The organism is Mesorhizobium sp. M1006 (assembly GCF_040318825.1).
Classification (GTDB): domain Bacteria; phylum Pseudomonadota; class Alphaproteobacteria; order Rhizobiales; family Rhizobiaceae; genus Mesorhizobium.
Genome location: NZ_JAMYMZ010000006.1, coordinates 56,505 through 72,411, shown reverse-complemented (window position 1 = coordinate 72,411; position 15,907 = coordinate 56,505). Strand labels below are relative to the sequence as shown.

Here is a 15,907-nt window from a genome sequence, read left to right as displayed (position 1 = left end):
CCGCACTCTCGTGGATTTGCAAAGTCAGTGCCTCACGTCATAGGGGGAACGCTTGGGTCATGGCATACAAGGGCAGGAAAGTTCTGGTTACCGGTGCCGACGGATTCATCGGGTCGCATCTCACCGAAGCACTCGTCCGTAGCGGCGCGGACGTCACTGCGCTGGCTCTCTACAATTCCTTCGACAGCCACGGCTGGCTGGACGATTTGCCGGACACCATTCGAAGCCAGTTGAACCTCATCCGCGGCGATGTTCGTGACAGCGCCTTCCTTAACCGGATCGTGCGTGGCCAGGCGGTCGTGTTTCATCTCGCCGCACTGATAGCTATCCCATATTCGTACGCCGCGGCCCAGTCCTATGTAGAAACGAACATCCTGGGCACGGTCAACGTCCTCGAAGCGGCGCGCCAATGGGATACGGAGCGTGTGGTGCACACCTCGACAAGCGAGGTTTATGGCACCGCGCTGACAATGCCTATCAGCGAATCGCACCCGTTGCAGGGACAGTCACCATATTCGGCATCCAAGATCGGCGCGGACATGATGGCGGAGTCCTACGCCAGATCGTTCGACATCCCTGTGGTTATCATGCGGCCCTTCAATACGTACGGCCCGCGCCAGAGTGAGCGGGCCATAGTACCGACCATTATACGCCAGGCTCTCGACAAGAAATGCCCGGCGATCATGGTGGGAGACACAAGCCCGATCCGCGATCTTACTTTCGTGGAAGACACCGCGGCGGCGTTTTTGACCGCAGGTTCCGCCGAGCTCGAATTTGGCCATGCCTACAATGCCGGAAGCCAGCGCGCCGTGACGATCTCGGACATATTGGATCTGGTGATCGAGTTGAGTGGCTGCAAGAAACCAATCCACCGGGACGAGCGCCGCCTGCGGCCGCAGAATTCCGAGGTGCGTGCCTTGCTGGCCGATTCTTCGCTCCTCGAAAGCAAGACTGGATGGCGTGCCCAGACCAGCCTGCGCGAAGGCCTGGAGCGGACCATCGGATGGTGGCAAGGGCGCCTCAGCGAAGGCCGGGTGCGACACGAGATGGGCTACATGACATGAGCTTTCGCCCGGGAGGATTGGCTCTGTTGATTGCGGCTGCCTTGTCGTTGGATTTGACCGTGGCAGGCAGTCGGCAAAGCAGCGCGTCGAGACAATTTGTTGCGCCAGTGACGATGGACTTGCCCGATTATCTCCAACCCGCGACCGACCCAGCCTTCGGGACAATTTTCATGCGCATTACCAAGCCTGGGGCCCTTGGGAATGGAGTCGTATGCGAGAAAAAATTCTGCAGCCACCGTTATTCCAGCGCCCAGGCCTGGAATTCGGACCAGACTCTCCTCGTCATCACCAACGGCTGCAATGGCATGTGCTTTTTCGACGGGCAGACCTATGTCCCGCTCTTCCGTCGTGCTCGATCGGCTGAATGCGAATGGCATCCGCAAAATGCCGATCTGATGATCTGCGTTCAGGACCGGAAAATTTCGACCTGGGCGCCGCGGACCAATCGCGAAGACGTCCTGTTCGTTTCACCGAATTATCGTGATCTTCAGTTCGGGCCGTCCAAAGGCAATCCCAGCCGTGACGGCGATCGCATAGCAGTGCGCGCAATCCGTGGGGATGGCGCGATGGTTGTATTTGCCTATGATCTCAAGCAGCGCCGGAAATTTCCGGACATCGATCTTGCTCAGCTTGCCGGAACCGTCAGCGCCTGCTCGATCTCCCCGCTCGGTGCGAACATCCTGTGCTTTCAGAATGTGAACGAGGACACAGAGCAGCGGGCTATTTTCTCCGTCGACGGGACGTTGCGGCAGAGGTGGACTGACCATCATCGCCCCGGCCATGGCGATATGACGGTGGATAACGACGGCAGCGAAGTTTTCGTGGGCATCAGCAAGTCCGACCCTGACAAATATCACGTCATCAAAAGGAGGCTGGGCGACGGAAAGGTCACCTCACTTATGAAGTTTGGCGAAGCCGAGCATGCATCCCTGCGGGCATTGGACAGGCGCGGTTGGGTGTTCGTAAGCTATGGCGGCAAGCCGGAAGAGATATCTGCCAATCCCGACTGGGCGCCATATGCGCGAGAGGTGATCGCGCTTCGCCTCGACGGCAGCGGGGAGGTTCGACGCATCACGCAAACTCACAACGTCCCGTCCGATTACTGGAGCGAGACCCATGCCTCGCCATCCCCCGACGGCTCGCAGGTAATCTGGTCGAGCAACTGGGGCGTGCCTGGCGGGCCGGTCTACGAATTCGTCACCCGTCTCGATTGGCCGGAAGAGCCGCGGTCGAACCAGAAGGAGATTGCCGCCAATGGTCCTCGTTGATCGAATGCTTCTTGTCGTGTTCGGTATGCTGGCTGCCATGAATACGGCTGCTGCAGCGGAACCGCGGGTCGCCTATCGACTTTCTGCCGGCGACACCGTCGAGATTGGAATTGCCTCCATCCCGGAGCGAACGCAACGTGCGGTGGTCCAGATGGACGGCACGATCGCGCTTCCCGAAGTCGGGATGGTTTCGGTGGGGGGCTTAACTCCGGCTGAACTGCAAACGCGCATGCAGACGATCTTGCCGACCAAGATATTCCACCAGCGTCTGCCTGATGGGCGGGAGCAAATGATCGTCATCAAGCCGACAGACGTGACCGCCGTGGTTGCGGAGTACAGGCCGATCTATGTGACCGGCGACGTGCTCACTCCCGGACAGCAGGCCTACCGCCCGCTGATGACCGTGCGGCAGGCGATTGCCGTGTCAGGCGGTTTCAGCCTTTTGCGGTCCCGGGCAAACCAGGTTGGCCCGGATCCGGTGGATCTGCGGCGCGATTACGAGTCGCTTTGGGGGGAATATACGAGAGATTATTTTCATAGCGCCCGCATCCGCGCCGAACTTCAGGACAAACCGACTTTCGACATGCAGCCACCACAAGGATCTCCCTTGCCGGCAAGTTTTGCGTCGGCGATCGCGCAGGCTGAAGCGGAAGGGCTGAAGCTCTCGTTGGACAACTTCCGGCAAGAGCAGGGCTTTCTCGAAAAAAGTGGCAAGGATGCTGCTGCACAAACCGAGACCCTGCTCAAGCGCGAGCAGGCCGAAGCGGATGGAGTGAAGGCGGACGAAGACGAGCTGGCGCGCGTAAGGAAAGCGTTTGAGTCCGGAAATCTAACCAATACCCGGCTTGCCGATGTCCGGCGCGCTTTGGTTCTTTCTTCCAGCCGAGCACTCGAAACGTCGGTTGAGCTTATGAGAGCACGACGTCAGCAGGACGATTTTACCAGACAGCACGAACGCAATGTCAACCAAAGAAGGATGGGTCTGCTGACTGAGTTGAAGGATACCAACGTGCGTCTTGCCGACGTTAGCGCAAGACTTCGCGCCGCCAGCCAGAAGTTGCAGCCCACGGGAGCGGCCGCTCTGCCGTTGCCGGTTGCCGGCGAAACGATCCAGGCCGAGGTCACGATCATTCGCAAGGTCGGCGAAGAATGGCGAAAACAGCTTGCCCAAGAAGACACCGAGGTCATGCCGGGAGACACGATCGAGGTCAGATTCAGCAGCGCTCTCGAAAATGCGGCGACCCGATAGATCGGCTGCGCCCCGATCCAATCGGCCGCCGCACTGTCGGTTGAGTGTGGGCAACCGCTTTACTGCCTGAAAGCTCTGGAAAACTGGTCGGTGAGGGGCTTCATCAAGTAGGACCAGACACTGCGCTCGTCGGTTCTTATGTGGACTTCGGCGGGCATGCCCGGTTTGAGTATTTTCTCTCCTGTCAGGCACGTCGCTTCATTCTCGACGTCGATGCGCGCCGAAAAAAAGGAAAGCTGGCGTTGCTGATCCTTGATCAGATCCGCTGAGACGCGCTTGACCGAGCCTTCGCAAGCAGGTGTGGTGCCGGCGTCGAACGCTGGAAAGCGGATCGACACCTGCTGTCCGGGATGAATCTCGTCGATACGCGACGGAGGAATGGAAGCGTCGACGACAAGGTTGTCGGAATCGGGCACAATCATCATGAGCACCTCTCCCGCGCCAATCACGCCTCCTACGGTATGGACCGAGGATTCTTGTACTGTGCCCGATTGCGGGGCACGAATGTCTGTCCTGCTGAGTTCGTCTTCGGCCACCACCTTGCGCTCACTGAGCTCGGTCTGCTTGGCTTCCGTTTCGCGAAGTTCGTTGGTCACGTCGCTCCGCATTTGTTCGTCGAGCTGAAGCACCTGCAGGTCCGTTTCACTGATGTGAGCTTGGACCTCTGCTATCGCTGCGACAAGGCGTCCCGATTCGCCGCGAGCCCGGGTCTTGTCCAGGCTGACATTGCTCAACCTCTCCTTGGACACCAACTTCTTTGCGTAGAGAGATTCGACATCCGCAAGGTTCTTGGTCAGCAGATCCAGAGACTCGTCCGTTGCAGACTGCTGCGATTTGAGGCCATCGATCTGACGTTCCAGCTGCTTCGCGCGGCTTTGTAATTGTGCCTTCTGGCCAGCCAGCGCCGCAGCACGGCTTTCAAACAAGGCACGCTCGCCACTGACAAGTGCCGCCACTTGCGGGTCGCCCATTTGAGCGCGAAGGTCGGGCGGGGTCTGCATTTCCGGCAGACCCTGGCGCTCGGCCTCCAGTCGGGCCAGACGAATGGTGGCGCGATTGAGGTCCTCGGTGACTATCTGCAGGTTTGCTCGGGTCAATGTGTTGTCCAGCCTGACCAACACATCGCCGGCCTTCACATGATCGCCGTCCTGAGCGAAGATTCCGCCGATGGTGCCGCCGGTTTGATGCTGGACTTTTTTAATGTTGCTTTCGACCACCACGGTTGCGGGCGCAATCACCGCGCCGGCAATCTTGGTCAATCCCAACCAGAGCCCGCCGCCAAAGATCAACAGCAAGCTGGTTGCCAGGCCCAAGAGCAGATTGGCCCGGATGCCATCCGGCTCTGGCTTCGTCTCCAACGAACGGCCTTCGCCACCGGCTGCGACGTATGACACGGCAACAGCAGAGCGATACCTCGCATATGCCCGGCTGCACCCTTGTGCGGCGGAACGACAATGTGCTGCTAGGCTCCGGACCAGAGTACCCCAGGGTAGATTGGCTCGAATCCCATCCGGCTGCGGCTTCTGCCCGGTCGGCGGGCCTTCGCCGCCAACCGCAGCATATGACGACATGGTCACGTTAGACACTAAGCAATACCTCACGCATGCCCGCTTGCACCGTGCTGCAGCGGAACGACAATGTTTGGCTTGTCCGGGCGCGGGAAGGGCCGGACCACATTTGCCAGAACGTCTTCGCGCGAGCCGAACGAATGGAGCATCCCGTTCGACAGGACGAGTACCTGATCGATGTTGACGAGAGCGGAGGGGCGATGCGCAACGACGATCACGATACCGCCGCGCCGACGCACTGCCAGGATTGCGCCGGCCAAAGCAGCATCACCGTCTGCATCCAGATTGGAATTTGGTTCGTCAAGAACGACGAGGAATGGATCGCCGTAAAGTGCCCTGGCAAGCCCGACGAGCTGCCTCTGCCCAGCCGAAAGGGCCGCGCCGCCTTCTCCGATGCGTGTTTGAAAACCCTGCGGAAGACGCATGATCATCTTGTCCACGCCCGCGGCCTTGGCAGCTGCCAGCACGCCTTTTGCGTCGCTTTTACCGCCGAACCTCGAAATGTTGTCGGCGATCGTCCCGTCGAACAGCTCAACGTCCTGCGGCAGGTAGCCAATATGAATGCCGAGCAGTTCTGAGTTCCACTGATCGAGCGAGGCGCCGTCCAATCTTACCGTGCCACGAAGCGGCTTCCATGCGCCGACCAAAGCGCGCACGAGCGTGGTCTTGCCGGAGCCGCTCGGGCCGACGACCGCCAACCCTGCGCCTCTCGCCAAGCGGAAGCTTACATTGAAGATGGTGGGCTTCTGCAGGCTTGGTGGCGCGACGGTCAATTCCTCGACCGCAAGCTCAGCCTTCGGGCCGGGCAGTTCCATTGGCTCTTGCTGGCTATCAAAAGCATCCAGGGCTGCCGCCAGCTCGGAATAGCTTTTGCGGGTTGCCAGAAACCCTCTCCAGTTTGCGATCGCCACATCGACCGGTGCCAGCGAGCGGCCCAGCAATATGGACGATGCAATGATCACGCCGGGCGAGGCCTCGCCTCCGATCACAAGGTAGGCACCAAGCCCCAGCACACATGATTGCAGGGCCATTCGGAGCGTCTTCGACAGTGAGCTTGCTGCGCCGACGACGTCGGAGAGCCGTTCCTGGTTCTTCAGATAAAGATGACTGACCTCGTTCCAGCGCCGGCTAAGCGGGGCGGAAAGGCCCATCGCCTGAACAACCTCTGCGTTGCGGCGGCCGGAGTCGGCCAGAAGCCGCTGCGCTACGAGTGTCTCAGATGCACGAGCCGCTGGTTTGCGGCCGATGATCTCGGCAACCACCGTCAAAAACACAACGGCACATGCGCCGAGCGTTGCCAGCACGCCAAGCGCGGGGTGCAGCAGATAGATGACCACCATATAAAATGGTATCCAGGGAGCGTCGAACAAGACTGTCGGCCCGAGCCCGGAAAGAAAGCCACGTAGCTGGTCCAGATCACGAAGCGGGTGTACCCGGTTCGCATCCGGCCCGGCGACGAGGGGCAGGGAAAGCGAGGCTGCGAACGCTTTTTGCTGCAGATTTCTATGCAGGCGGCTGCCGATGCGGACCAACAGGCGAAGCCTCACGAAATCGAGGAGCCCATAGGCCGCGTAAAGTCCCAGCATCCCGACTGTAAATCCGATAAGAGTCGGCACGCTCTGCGAAGGCAGCACGCGGTCATAGACCTGGAGCATGTAGACGGAGCCGGTCAAGGCGAGGATATTTATCAATGCCGAGAAAACGCCTACGCCGACGAGGCCGTGCACACAGCCGAACATTGCGGAGCGGAGATCGAGCGAGCGCCCTTTGGTCGACTTCATGATGTGCGCTCGTTGACGCGAAATTGCCGCGCAATCTCGTCGATTCTTTCGATGAGGGACAAACTTTAACCTTCCGGGAAGCAGCAGCCCCGCCCCGCTGCTGAACATTACGAATTGCTTACATACGTGCCTTCTTTGATTAAAATGTAGCAAAATCGTGACGCCAGGCTGAGAATTCGGCAACTGGCTCGCCAGGCTGGGGATAACCGGGTCAGGTAAGGAGATATTCCTAATCATGACACCCGGCAGAAGCTTATGATCATCTTTGTAGCATCAAGGCTTCAAAGCGTCTGGCGACGGATGGGTTTTGATTTTGTCGATCGAGAGTTAAACGGTTTTGAGATACACTTCATCGGTACGTCGGCCACCAACGCCGGCTAAATCGGGGAGGCGAGTGTCGTGAGCGAAGAGATCAATGTTGCCGATGCCTACGGCAGGGGGCGCAGCACCTTCATGGGATTGCAGTTGCTGGTCTCGCCCGGTGCGCTTGTTCCTCGGCCGGAAACGGAACTGCTCGGCAAGGCCGCTCTCGATGTCCTGAGCCAACTGAACCTGCCGGTGCCTCGCGTTGTCGACATGTGCTGTGGGGCGGGCAATCTGGCGTGCGCCATCGCGCACCACGCTCCCACCGCGCGCGTGTGGGCAAGCGATCTTACCGACGGATGCGTGGAGGTCGCGCGCCGCAACGTCACCCATCTTAAAATCGAGGACCGGGTAACGGTGCTTCAGGGCGACTTGTTCAGCGCCTTCTCAGGCTTGGAGCTCGACGGCACTATCGACGTGATCGTTTGCAACCCGCCCTACATTTCGGAAAAACGGCTCGAGGGCGACCGTTCGCATCTGGTCGAGCTCGAGCCGCGTGAAGCATTCGCAGCCGGCCCCTACGGCCTGAGCATCCACATGCGGGTGCTCAAGGAGGCGCCGCGCTATTTGCGGCGCGGAGGCATCCTCCTTTTCGAAGTGGGGCTTGGCCAGGACCGGCAGGTCATGAGTTTGCTCGAGCGTTCCAAGGCCTATGAGAGTATCCGGGCAGTCACCAACCAGGCCGGTGAGGTCAGGGTGGTTGTGGGACATACGAGGGCGCAGGCGTAAGCATCGCAGCCGCGGCAGGTAGACGCGCTGTCGCGGCTAGAAACGGCCGGGAAGCTGAAACAGAGTTGCGCGAGATTTCGGAAATCAGTTTCTCTTGCGTCAGTTTCTCTTGCGCATGACGTATTGCGCAATTCCCTCGATGGAATCGAGATTCTCCGGCAGCAGCTCGCTGTCTTCGACCGTGATGCCGAAGGTCTCCTCGATGAAGCCGATAACCTCGAGCACACCCGTCGAGTCCACGATGCCCTGGTCGAGGAGCGAGGTGTCGCTCTCCAGGCTCTCGGGATCGGCTATATAGAAATTCGAGGCCAGGAAAGCGCGAATTTGTTCGCTGCAGGTATCGGTTCTATCCTTGGTAGATAACATTTATTTCGCCTCCGGTACAAAAGATGAATGCTGATCAACTTCGCCCTGGTACCGACTCATGACAGGGCCGTTTTTTTGAGCTTACCCGTGTCGGTCATCGGCAGACTGGGTACGATGACGATGGACTTCGGAACCATGAAGTTTTCCAGCCGTCTCTGGCACTCTTTCTGCAACTGCTTTTCACCGATCATGCTTCCCTGCTCCATCACGACAAATGCCTTCACTGCTTGCCCGAGCAGTTCGTCCGGAACGCCGATGACCGCGGCTTCCCGTACGCCCGCAATGTTCATCAACACGTTTTCTACCTCCTTCGGCGCTATCTTCTCTCCGCGCGATTTTATGATCTCGTCGCCGCGACCGACGAAGTAGAGGTAGCCCTCGGCGTCCATCCGGCAGTAGTCGCCGGTGTATAGGACCTGCTCACCCGGCAGCGGGCCGGGCTTGAGCTTCCTGGCTGTCGCCTCCGGTTTGCCCCAATAGCCCTTCATCACCGTCGCTCCGCGGATGACGAGCTGACCAACGATGCCGGGGCCGACCCGCCTGTCATGCTCGTCGACAATCCACATTTCCGTATTGGGGATGGCGATCCCGACGCTCGACGGCTTTCGCTCCAGATCCTCCGGCGGCAGGTAGGTGCAGCGCTTGCATTCGGTAAGGCCGTACATCGAATAGATGCGGGCGCCAGAAAACAGCTCTTGCAGCAGGAGAATGTGCTTGAGCGGCAGGGCGGCCGCAGTGTTCGTGACGTAGCGAATACTCGAAAAATCCTGATCCCTGAGAGACCTGAGCTCCCCGAGTGCGGCGAAGATGGTCGGTACGCCGGGAAAACCCGTCACCCTTTCTTGCTTGATCAGCCCAAGGATCTGCGCCGGGAAGGCGAATGAGCGCTCAAGCACCAGCCGGGCGCCCGCGCCGAATGCCATGATCATCTGGTAAAGACCGTAGTCGAAGGCGAGCGGCAGGACATTGAGGATCACCTCGTCTTCGGCAAGCGCCAGGTATGAGGAAATCGAGGCGCACGCGGCGATCATGTTTCGATGCGTCAGCATCACGCCCTTGGGCTCGCCCGTCGAGCCGGACGTATAAATGATCGCAGCGAGATCGATGTCGATGCAGCGGCGCCAGGGCGGCGTGCTGCCGGCTGCCGCGACCGCAGCGTCCCAGCGCACAGCATGCGGCAATTCTTGCAGGTCGCTGTGTTCGATCGGCCCGGAGACGATCATGCGGCGCAACGATGGGCAATTCCGCGCCGGCTCGCTGAAAATCGAGTGCAGGTGTTTGTCGGTGATCAGTGCCGTCGGGCGGCAATCGTTGAGCAGATAATCAAGCTTGTCGCTTTTGGTGAGCGGATTGACGATGCACACCACGGCGTTGGCCTTTAGCACCGCCCAGAACGCAATGACGGCCTCGACAGTGTTGTCGGCGAAGACCACCACGCGATCGCCACGCGCAATTCCGGCATCGGTCAAATGGTGCGCTATGGCGTTCGAACGCATATCGAGATCGCCATAAGTGACGCGTTGATTGCCGCACACCAGGGCCACCTTCTCGCCGAGCCGGCTGGCAGAGTGGGTGAGATAGTCGTGCAGGAGCGGTACGGCGCCATGCATCATGCGAGCACCTCTTCGCGGTGTTCGCGGTCGATATCGATGCTGAGCTTGAGCGTGCGGGCCCCACTTGGACGGCTCGCGATAAATTGCCGATGGAGAAGCTGCGTCGACAGCACTCCGACCAGCGCCATATTGTCGGAGTTGGACAGGTCGCCGCCGCCGGCGCTGGCCTGGCACTTGCTCAAGAGCCGGGTAACCGACTTGGGATCGAAGACGTTCGCTTCGCGCAGCGCCGCCTCCGAAAGTGCTTCGCGAATGTAGGCCGGAGCGCCATCTGCGACAAAGCAAAGCGCGTTGGGAGCCCGGTAAGGCTGCTTCTTGCGGGTGACGATTTCCGACGGCACGATCGGTTGCGCTACGCGCTTCAGCACATGCTTTTCATCGAGCACGCGCAGCTTGTAGGCGGCCGGAAGCGAATTCGCGAGTCTCACGAGTTCATGATCGAGGAACGGGAAGCGCCCCTCGACGGAATGAGCCATCAGCATTCTGTCCCCTTGTGAGGAAAGCAGGTATCCCGACATCAGCGTCTGAATCTCGATATACTGGTCCTGCGCAAGAGAGCCCCATCGCGAAAACTCCGGCGGCAGGCGGGCAAGCAGCTCGGACACGGCGTTATGGCGCTCCGTTTGGGCGCGCATGTCTGCCGAAAACAGCCGCTTGATGGCGCTTGTGGTTCGCCAGCGCGTGCCATGCGCAAAACCAGGCGCGTCACAGGCGTGGATGTCGCGCCCGAAGAACTGGCGTGCCATCGCCTGCTGCTGTACCGGCGAGCGGCTGAGATAGGGATAGAGGCGCTCCAGCAGCCGCGAGCGTCGCGTCGAGGCGGGCTGGCGTCCCCAGAAGCGGCGGACCTTGCCTTCGCGGAACAAATCGTAGCCGGCGAACATTTCGTCGGCCCCTTCGCCGGTCAGCACGACCTTGATGCCATGCTGGCGCACCAGTCTCGAGAGCAGGAACAGCGGCGCCGGCGCGGTCCTGAGGATTGGCCGCTCGGTGTGGTAGATCACCTCAGGGAAGATGCCAGCGATATCGCTGCGCGAAACAACCACCTCATGATGGTCACTGCCGGCCACGCCGGCAACCAGGCGCTGGAAATGCGTCTCATCATACTCGGCGTCGGCAAAACGCAGCGAGAAAGTCTGGAAGCGCTCGCCCGCGAAGCGTCTCCCCAGCGTGGCGACCAGCGAGCTGTCGAGCCCGCCGGACAAATAGCAGCCGACCGGCACGTCGGCGCGTACTATCCTGAGCGCCGTCGCGGCGTCCAGGGCGCTGCGCACTTCCTCCACCGCGTCATCAAGCGAGCCGGTGAATTCATCATCGCCGGGTCCGTCAACCTCTGGATAGTCAGGCTTCCAAAAAGCCCGCTCCCGGACGACGCCGCTGTCATAAATGCGGATATGCCCCGGCGTGAGTTCGCTTACTCCTCCAAACACGCCTTGTGGCGGCGCGACAGTCCAGAGTGTGAAAGTCTGATCGATGCCGGCTGGATCGAAGGCGCGGGGTATATCCGCATCGGCCGCGAAAATGGCCTTCACCTCGCTGGCGAAGTAAAGCCGCCCGCCATGCTCGCAAAAGTGCAGCGGGCAAATGCCGAACCGATCCCGAGACAAGACGAGACGAGCTGCCACGGAGTCCCAGATGGCGACTGCCCACTGCCCATTCATTCGCTCGAAGGCGGCCTCGCCCCACGCATGATAGGCATGGACGATGACCTCGGTGTCGCTGCGTGTGCGGAAGCAATAACCGAGCGCAACCAGATCTTGTCGCAGCTCGACGTAATTGAAGATTTCGCCGTTGAAGACGATCCACATTGTGTCGCCCGCGCCGGCGAGTGGCTGCTGGCCGCTTGCGAGATCGATGACGGACAGGCGGGCATGCGCCAATCCCGCACGTCTGTCCCGGTAAAGGCCGCGTTCGTCCGGGCCGCGATGCGCCAGCGCCCCCGCCATGCGTATCAGCGCATCCCGGGAAGGGGGCGCCGCTGCGGCGCTCAGCGACACAATTCCGGCGATGCCGCACATCGCCTAGCCCTCGCCCATTGAAGAGGACACCAACGGCCGCGCGTGAAGATAACGTGCGGCGCGCCGCTTGCTGTCGATATCCTTGAAAACCTTCTGGACCTGCATCACCGTGAGGCTGGTTGCCTCAGCGACGTCTTCGTCGGCGATCCCATGGTTCAAGCCGTAGAGGCACAGATCCATCAGATAATAAGGAAGCGCGAAGTAGAACTCCTCCTGACTCTGCGCCATCGAGAAGGTGTCCGTGGTGGGCGGTCTGCGCCGGACCTCTTCGTCCACCCCAAGATATTCGGCCAATTGGTAGACCTGGGTCTTGTAGAGGTGGACGATTGGCATCAGGTCGGCAATTCCGTCGCCCTGCTTGACGAAGAAGCCCTGGTCGTACTCCAGGCGGTTCGGCGTGCCCGCTACCGCGTAGTTGAGGCGGTCGGCATGGTAGTATTCGGTCATCTTGCGCAGGCGCTGCTTGTAGTTGGTTGCAGCGACGATCTGCAGATAGGCTGCCGACGGCAGGCGCACTGTGTCGGTCCTGCCCTCGGGGTCCTGAACCGTGAGGCGCGTGATGTTGAGACCGTTGCTCTCGAGAACCGAGGCGAGCACCAGCTTGCATTTCCAGCCGTCCCCATATTCGGGAACGACGGTCTGGATTGCTTCGGTCTGCCGTCTATAGGCGCCGGTCGCTTCCAGGGCCGGCGTTATATCCTCCAGGATCGTTTCGATACCAAGGTGTGCGGCGACAATGCGGCCGAGCCTCAGTGAGTCGCCGGAGGAATGGCGCTCCGGCATGAATATCCCGAGGACCTTGCCTTTCCCAAAGGCGCGAACACACAACGCCGCAACGACGGAGCTGTCGATGCCGCCTGAGAGGCCGACAACCACGCCTCGACGTCGCAGCGTGCCAAGGACCTGCTGGCGCAAGATCTGGACGATGCGATCGACTTCCGCGCCAGCGTCGAGCACCAGGGCGTCTTTGCCGAATGATGAGATCAGGTCGATGGCTTGTACTCCAGTTTGCGAGACTCGATTGGCGAATAGGTTTTCGCCACCGCTTTCTCGATAAGGGGACGATTGGTGGTAAGGTGAGGCTCTACAACCAGATCGATGTGGCTGCCGACGATCGGAATCACGTCCAGATGGGCGAAGACGTTATCCCAGCCGATTGCCAGAGGCATTCCGGGTCGAGCACAGCGGAACAGGGTGCCTGTGATCGGCAGAGCCGGCTTTGGCTCGGCCACCCACTGGAAGAAGGCTTGCGCGCGCAAAACCTCTTGCAGTTCTAGTTTGGTTCTAAAGCTCGTCGCGTTGAACTGTCCTTGAGCGAAGCGGTCGAGAAACTGGACCAGTTGTGCCTCGCGCTTCATTGCCACGGCAACTTTCGCGAGGGCGCGGCAAGCCATCCGGTAAGCGGACACGCGGTTGGTTCGGATTCGATTGACTGTGCGCGTAAACGTCTCCCAGCGGGCGCTTCGCTCCCCGACGAGGCTGGTGTCGAGGATGCCGAGGAACTTTACGGTTCGCCCCGCTGCCAGCAGCCGCGCCGCAACTTCGAAGGCAACAGCGCCGCCGAGCGAATGGCCGAGAAGTCGTACATGGCCCGAGGGTTGGGCGCGGCGGATCTGGTCGACGGCGGCGTCGGCCATATCGGCGAGGCTGTCTTGTCCGCGCAGTATCATAGCCAGGGCCGGATACCTGATCGGGGCAACACGGGTCACCTTGCCCATCGCTGCTGCAAAGGCAGCAAGGCTCGGGCCATAGCCGACGGACCCGGGGAACAGAAAAAGAATGGGAGGGTCGTGCTTCTGGGCGCGCGCGCTTTGATCGCCTGCCTGGGCGGACACGACCGCCTTGATCATTTGCTCCAGGCTCATCCCGACGGTGAAGGCCTCAAGGCCGAGTTCCTGCCCGATGGCGCTTTCGATTTCCATGACGCAGTGCAGCAGCTTTAGCGAATCTCCTCCGGCGTCATCCCAGCGTCCTGCCGCTACGCGCGTATTGAGAATGCTGGTCCATGCCCGCTGGACGACCTGCTGCGCGGTCAGCTTGCCTTGCGGCTCGAGCGGACGCGCGGTCGCCGCTGTCTCTCTGGCTGAAAGATCCATCTCTGCAAGTGTCGTGATGTCGACTTTGCCGCTCGGCAGACGCGGAATCTCGGCGATCGTGTGCAACCGCAAGGGACGCAGCGGCGGCGGCAGATTGGTCCTGACAAGCTGGCGAAGCTCGTCCGAAAAGGTCGCTTCGGCCGAGCGCCGAGGAATAGCAAAGGCGACAAGCTCATTCGCGGCCGTGACGATTGCCACGGCATCCGCGACAGAGGGTGCACAACGCAGCACCCGTTCGAGTTCGGCTGGCTCGACGCGTCGACCGTTGATTTTTACCTGGCGCCCCTTGCGACCGACGATGTGCAGTAGGCCTTGATCATCAAGTCGAACGAGGTCACCTGTCGCGAAAATCCGAAGGCCTGGATCGTGCGGGTCTGATGTTGCCGGCACAACCGCCCCCTCCTCCCAATGGCCAAGCAGGACATACGGGCTCCTGATCAGAAGCTCTCCGCTGCGGCCCGGTTGAACGCGGCGGCCCGCTTCGTCGACAATTGCGAAGGCGATTCCAGGCAGCAGCCAGCCAACTGGAACCGAATCTCCATGCTCTGGCCAGTCTCGCGGCAGGAACCATTGCGAGCCGGTGGTCTCGGTTGACGAATAACCGATCTGGATAAGGCACGTATCGGAGACGGCCTTGCGCAGCAGGGCGATGTCGGTCCAGGGCACCTTCTCGCCACCGATCCGGGCGACTCTGAGTGAATGGAACGCTTCTGCAGGTCCGTCTGCCATAAGCGCGCGAAGCAGTGCCGGCACCAGATAGGTGATTGTCACGTCTTCGGATCGCACCAGGCGTTGAACGGCGCGCAAGCCGACCGCTTCGACTTCGACCAGATGCAAGGTGGCGCCGGTGAGAAGAGCAGCAAGAATCTCCCGGCACCCGGCGATTGTGGCCGGTCCGGTCAATGGCAGGAAAACGTCATCCGAGTTGATGTGGCACGCATCGACATATTGCTGGACCCGGCACAGCAAGCTGCGCTGGCTGTTAACGATGCCTTTGGGCCGGCCCGTACTCCCTGACGTATAAAGCACGATGGCGGGCGCATCGACCGAGACGGAATAAGAACGAGGCACTTGCCCAGCCTGCGAGGCCGCACTGGTCGACACATCGATCCAATTGACCAGGTGAGGCAAACCATCGGGTCGGACATTGCCCTCGCCCAGGACAGCCGAGAGCCGCGCCCCGGCCACGATTTCAAGGATACGCGAGCTAGGATCTCGCGCGTTGAGTGGCACCGAAGGCCGCCCAGCCGTCATGCTTGCCAGCATGGCAATGGGATACCAGGCCGAGTTGGCCTGAAGAATCCCTATCGCCTGTCCGTCTGGGACGGCCGCCGCGATCTGGTGGGACAGCGTCTCGACTGACCGGAGGAGCTGGGAATAGGTCAGACGATTGGCGCCGTCGCTGATTGCAAGCTTGTCGGGGTACTGGCGGACGACATTTCTCAGGTGATCGAAGGCCGCAATGTTGGTAAAATCGACGCCCAATCTTTGAAATGGGCGCAGTACGGGACCACCCTGATCCAGTGCGTATTGTGGGACACTTGACCAATTATCCGAGGTCGTTGTCTGACAATCCACCGCTAGATCCTGATCCGCGACTTCTGATCCCAAATATGCCGAAGACATGAGTTGCCTACGCTAAGATTAGGGTCACTTATCGCCCCCCGCCCCAATCTTTTCATCGATCATTCTGATGATGCCCCGATCTTCGCTCAATGACGCTTGGTTAGTCACTTCGCCTGTTTCGCAAGCCGCCGGCAGAGCCAATCATGCCGGGCTCGCTGGCTGTTGT

General features: G+C 60.4%; 11 protein-coding genes. 4 read left to right on the top strand and 7 right to left on the bottom strand.

Translation table 11 applies throughout. The features are described from left to right. The first annotated feature begins 59 nt into the window (after positions 1–59). From NKH60_RS07555 to NKH60_RS07545, 3 genes are read left to right on the top strand one after another with little or no spacing between them, the layout of a single operon-like run. Positions 60–1,064: an SDR family NAD(P)-dependent oxidoreductase gene (locus NKH60_RS07555; RefSeq protein ID WP_352472469.1), complete on the top strand. Its 1,005-nt coding sequence runs from the start codon at positions 60–62 to the stop codon at positions 1,062–1,064. Next, entirely contained in the window at positions 1,061–2,332 is a 1,272-nt protein-coding gene (locus NKH60_RS07550; protein WP_352835885.1) for a TolB-like translocation protein, read from the top strand. The genes NKH60_RS07555 and NKH60_RS07550 overlap by 4 nt, the downstream gene beginning before the upstream one ends. Next, entirely contained in the window at positions 2,319–3,581 is a 1,263-nt protein-coding gene (locus NKH60_RS07545; protein ID WP_352835883.1) for a polysaccharide biosynthesis/export family protein, read from the top strand. Before NKH60_RS07550 ends, NKH60_RS07545 begins: the two co-directional genes overlap by 14 nt. A 59-nt stretch (positions 3,582–3,640) precedes the next feature. Here the strand turns inward: NKH60_RS07545 and NKH60_RS07540 are convergent, their stop codons facing one another. Further along, positions 3,641–4,939, bottom strand: a complete 1,299-nt coding sequence (locus tag NKH60_RS07540; RefSeq protein ID WP_352472472.1) for an HlyD family type I secretion periplasmic adaptor subunit — start codon at positions 4,937–4,939, stop codon at positions 3,641–3,643. Between the two features lie 239 nt (positions 4,940–5,178). Beyond that, positions 5,179–6,930, bottom strand: a complete 1,752-nt coding sequence (locus tag NKH60_RS07535; RefSeq protein ID WP_352472473.1) for a type I secretion system permease/ATPase — start codon at positions 6,928–6,930, stop codon at positions 5,179–5,181. Between the two features lie 399 nt (positions 6,931–7,329). On the opposite strand from NKH60_RS07535, the gene NKH60_RS07530 reads away from it, so the two are divergent. Then, positions 7,330–8,022 carry a N5-glutamine methyltransferase family protein gene (locus NKH60_RS07530; protein ID WP_352472474.1) on the top strand — a complete coding sequence of 231 codons (693 nt, stop codon included), beginning with the start codon at positions 7,330–7,332 and terminating at the stop codon, positions 8,020–8,022. Positions 8,023–8,121: 99 nt separating this feature from the next. Here the strand turns inward: NKH60_RS07530 and NKH60_RS07525 are convergent, their stop codons facing one another. Genes NKH60_RS07525 through NKH60_RS07505 form a run of 5 tightly spaced genes read right to left on the bottom strand, consistent with a single transcriptional unit; the run spans position 8,122 to position 15,741 of the window. Continuing rightward, positions 8,122–8,388, bottom strand: a complete 267-nt coding sequence (locus NKH60_RS07525) for an acyl carrier protein (RefSeq protein ID WP_023675628.1) — start codon at positions 8,386–8,388, stop codon at positions 8,122–8,124. A 56-nt stretch (positions 8,389–8,444) separates the two neighbouring features. After that, on the bottom strand, positions 8,445–10,001 hold the full coding sequence (locus NKH60_RS07520; protein WP_352871659.1) for a class I adenylate-forming enzyme family protein: 1,557 nt from the start codon (positions 9,999–10,001) through the stop codon (positions 8,445–8,447). Further along, entirely contained in the window at positions 9,998–12,019 is a 2,022-nt protein-coding gene (gene asnB, locus NKH60_RS07515; protein WP_352835877.1) for an asparagine synthase (glutamine-hydrolyzing), read from the bottom strand. The genes NKH60_RS07520 and asnB overlap by 4 nt, the downstream gene beginning before the upstream one ends. Positions 12,020–12,022: 3 nt before the next feature. Continuing rightward, positions 12,023–13,006, bottom strand: coding sequence for an NAD(+) synthase (nadE, locus tag NKH60_RS07510; protein ID WP_352472523.1), 984 nt, complete (start codon positions 13,004–13,006; stop codon positions 12,023–12,025). After that, a complete protein-coding gene (locus NKH60_RS07505; RefSeq protein ID WP_502898619.1) occupies positions 13,003–15,741 on the bottom strand; it encodes an AMP-binding protein in 2,739 nt (912 codons plus the stop codon). Before NKH60_RS07505 ends, nadE begins: the two co-directional genes overlap by 4 nt. Between the last annotated feature and the right edge of the window lie 166 nt (positions 15,742–15,907).

Coding starts and splice junctions, on each gene's coding strand:
- NKH60_RS07555 (WP_352472469.1), top strand. CDS start 60: ATGGCATACAAGGGCAGGAAAGTTCTGGTTACCGGTGCCGACGGATTC.
- NKH60_RS07550 (WP_352835885.1), top strand. CDS start 1,061: ATGAGCTTTCGCCCGGGAGGATTGGCTCTGTTGATTGCGGCTGCCTTG.
- NKH60_RS07525 (WP_023675628.1), bottom strand. CDS start 8,388: ATGTTATCTACCAAGGATAGAACCGATACCTGCAGCGAACAAATTCGC.
- NKH60_RS07505 (WP_502898619.1), bottom strand. CDS start 15,741: ATGTCTTCGGCATATTTGGGATCAGAAGTCGCGGATCAGGATCTAGCG.
- NKH60_RS07535 (WP_352472473.1), bottom strand. CDS start 6,930: ATGAAGTCGACCAAAGGGCGCTCGCTCGATCTCCGCTCCGCAATGTTC.
- asnB (WP_352835877.1), bottom strand. CDS start 12,019: ATGTGCGGCATCGCCGGAATTGTGTCGCTGAGCGCCGCAGCGGCGCCC.
- NKH60_RS07520 (WP_352871659.1), bottom strand. CDS start 10,001: ATGATGCATGGCGCCGTACCGCTCCTGCACGACTATCTCACCCACTCT.
- NKH60_RS07545 (WP_352835883.1), top strand. CDS start 2,319: ATGGTCCTCGTTGATCGAATGCTTCTTGTCGTGTTCGGTATGCTGGCT.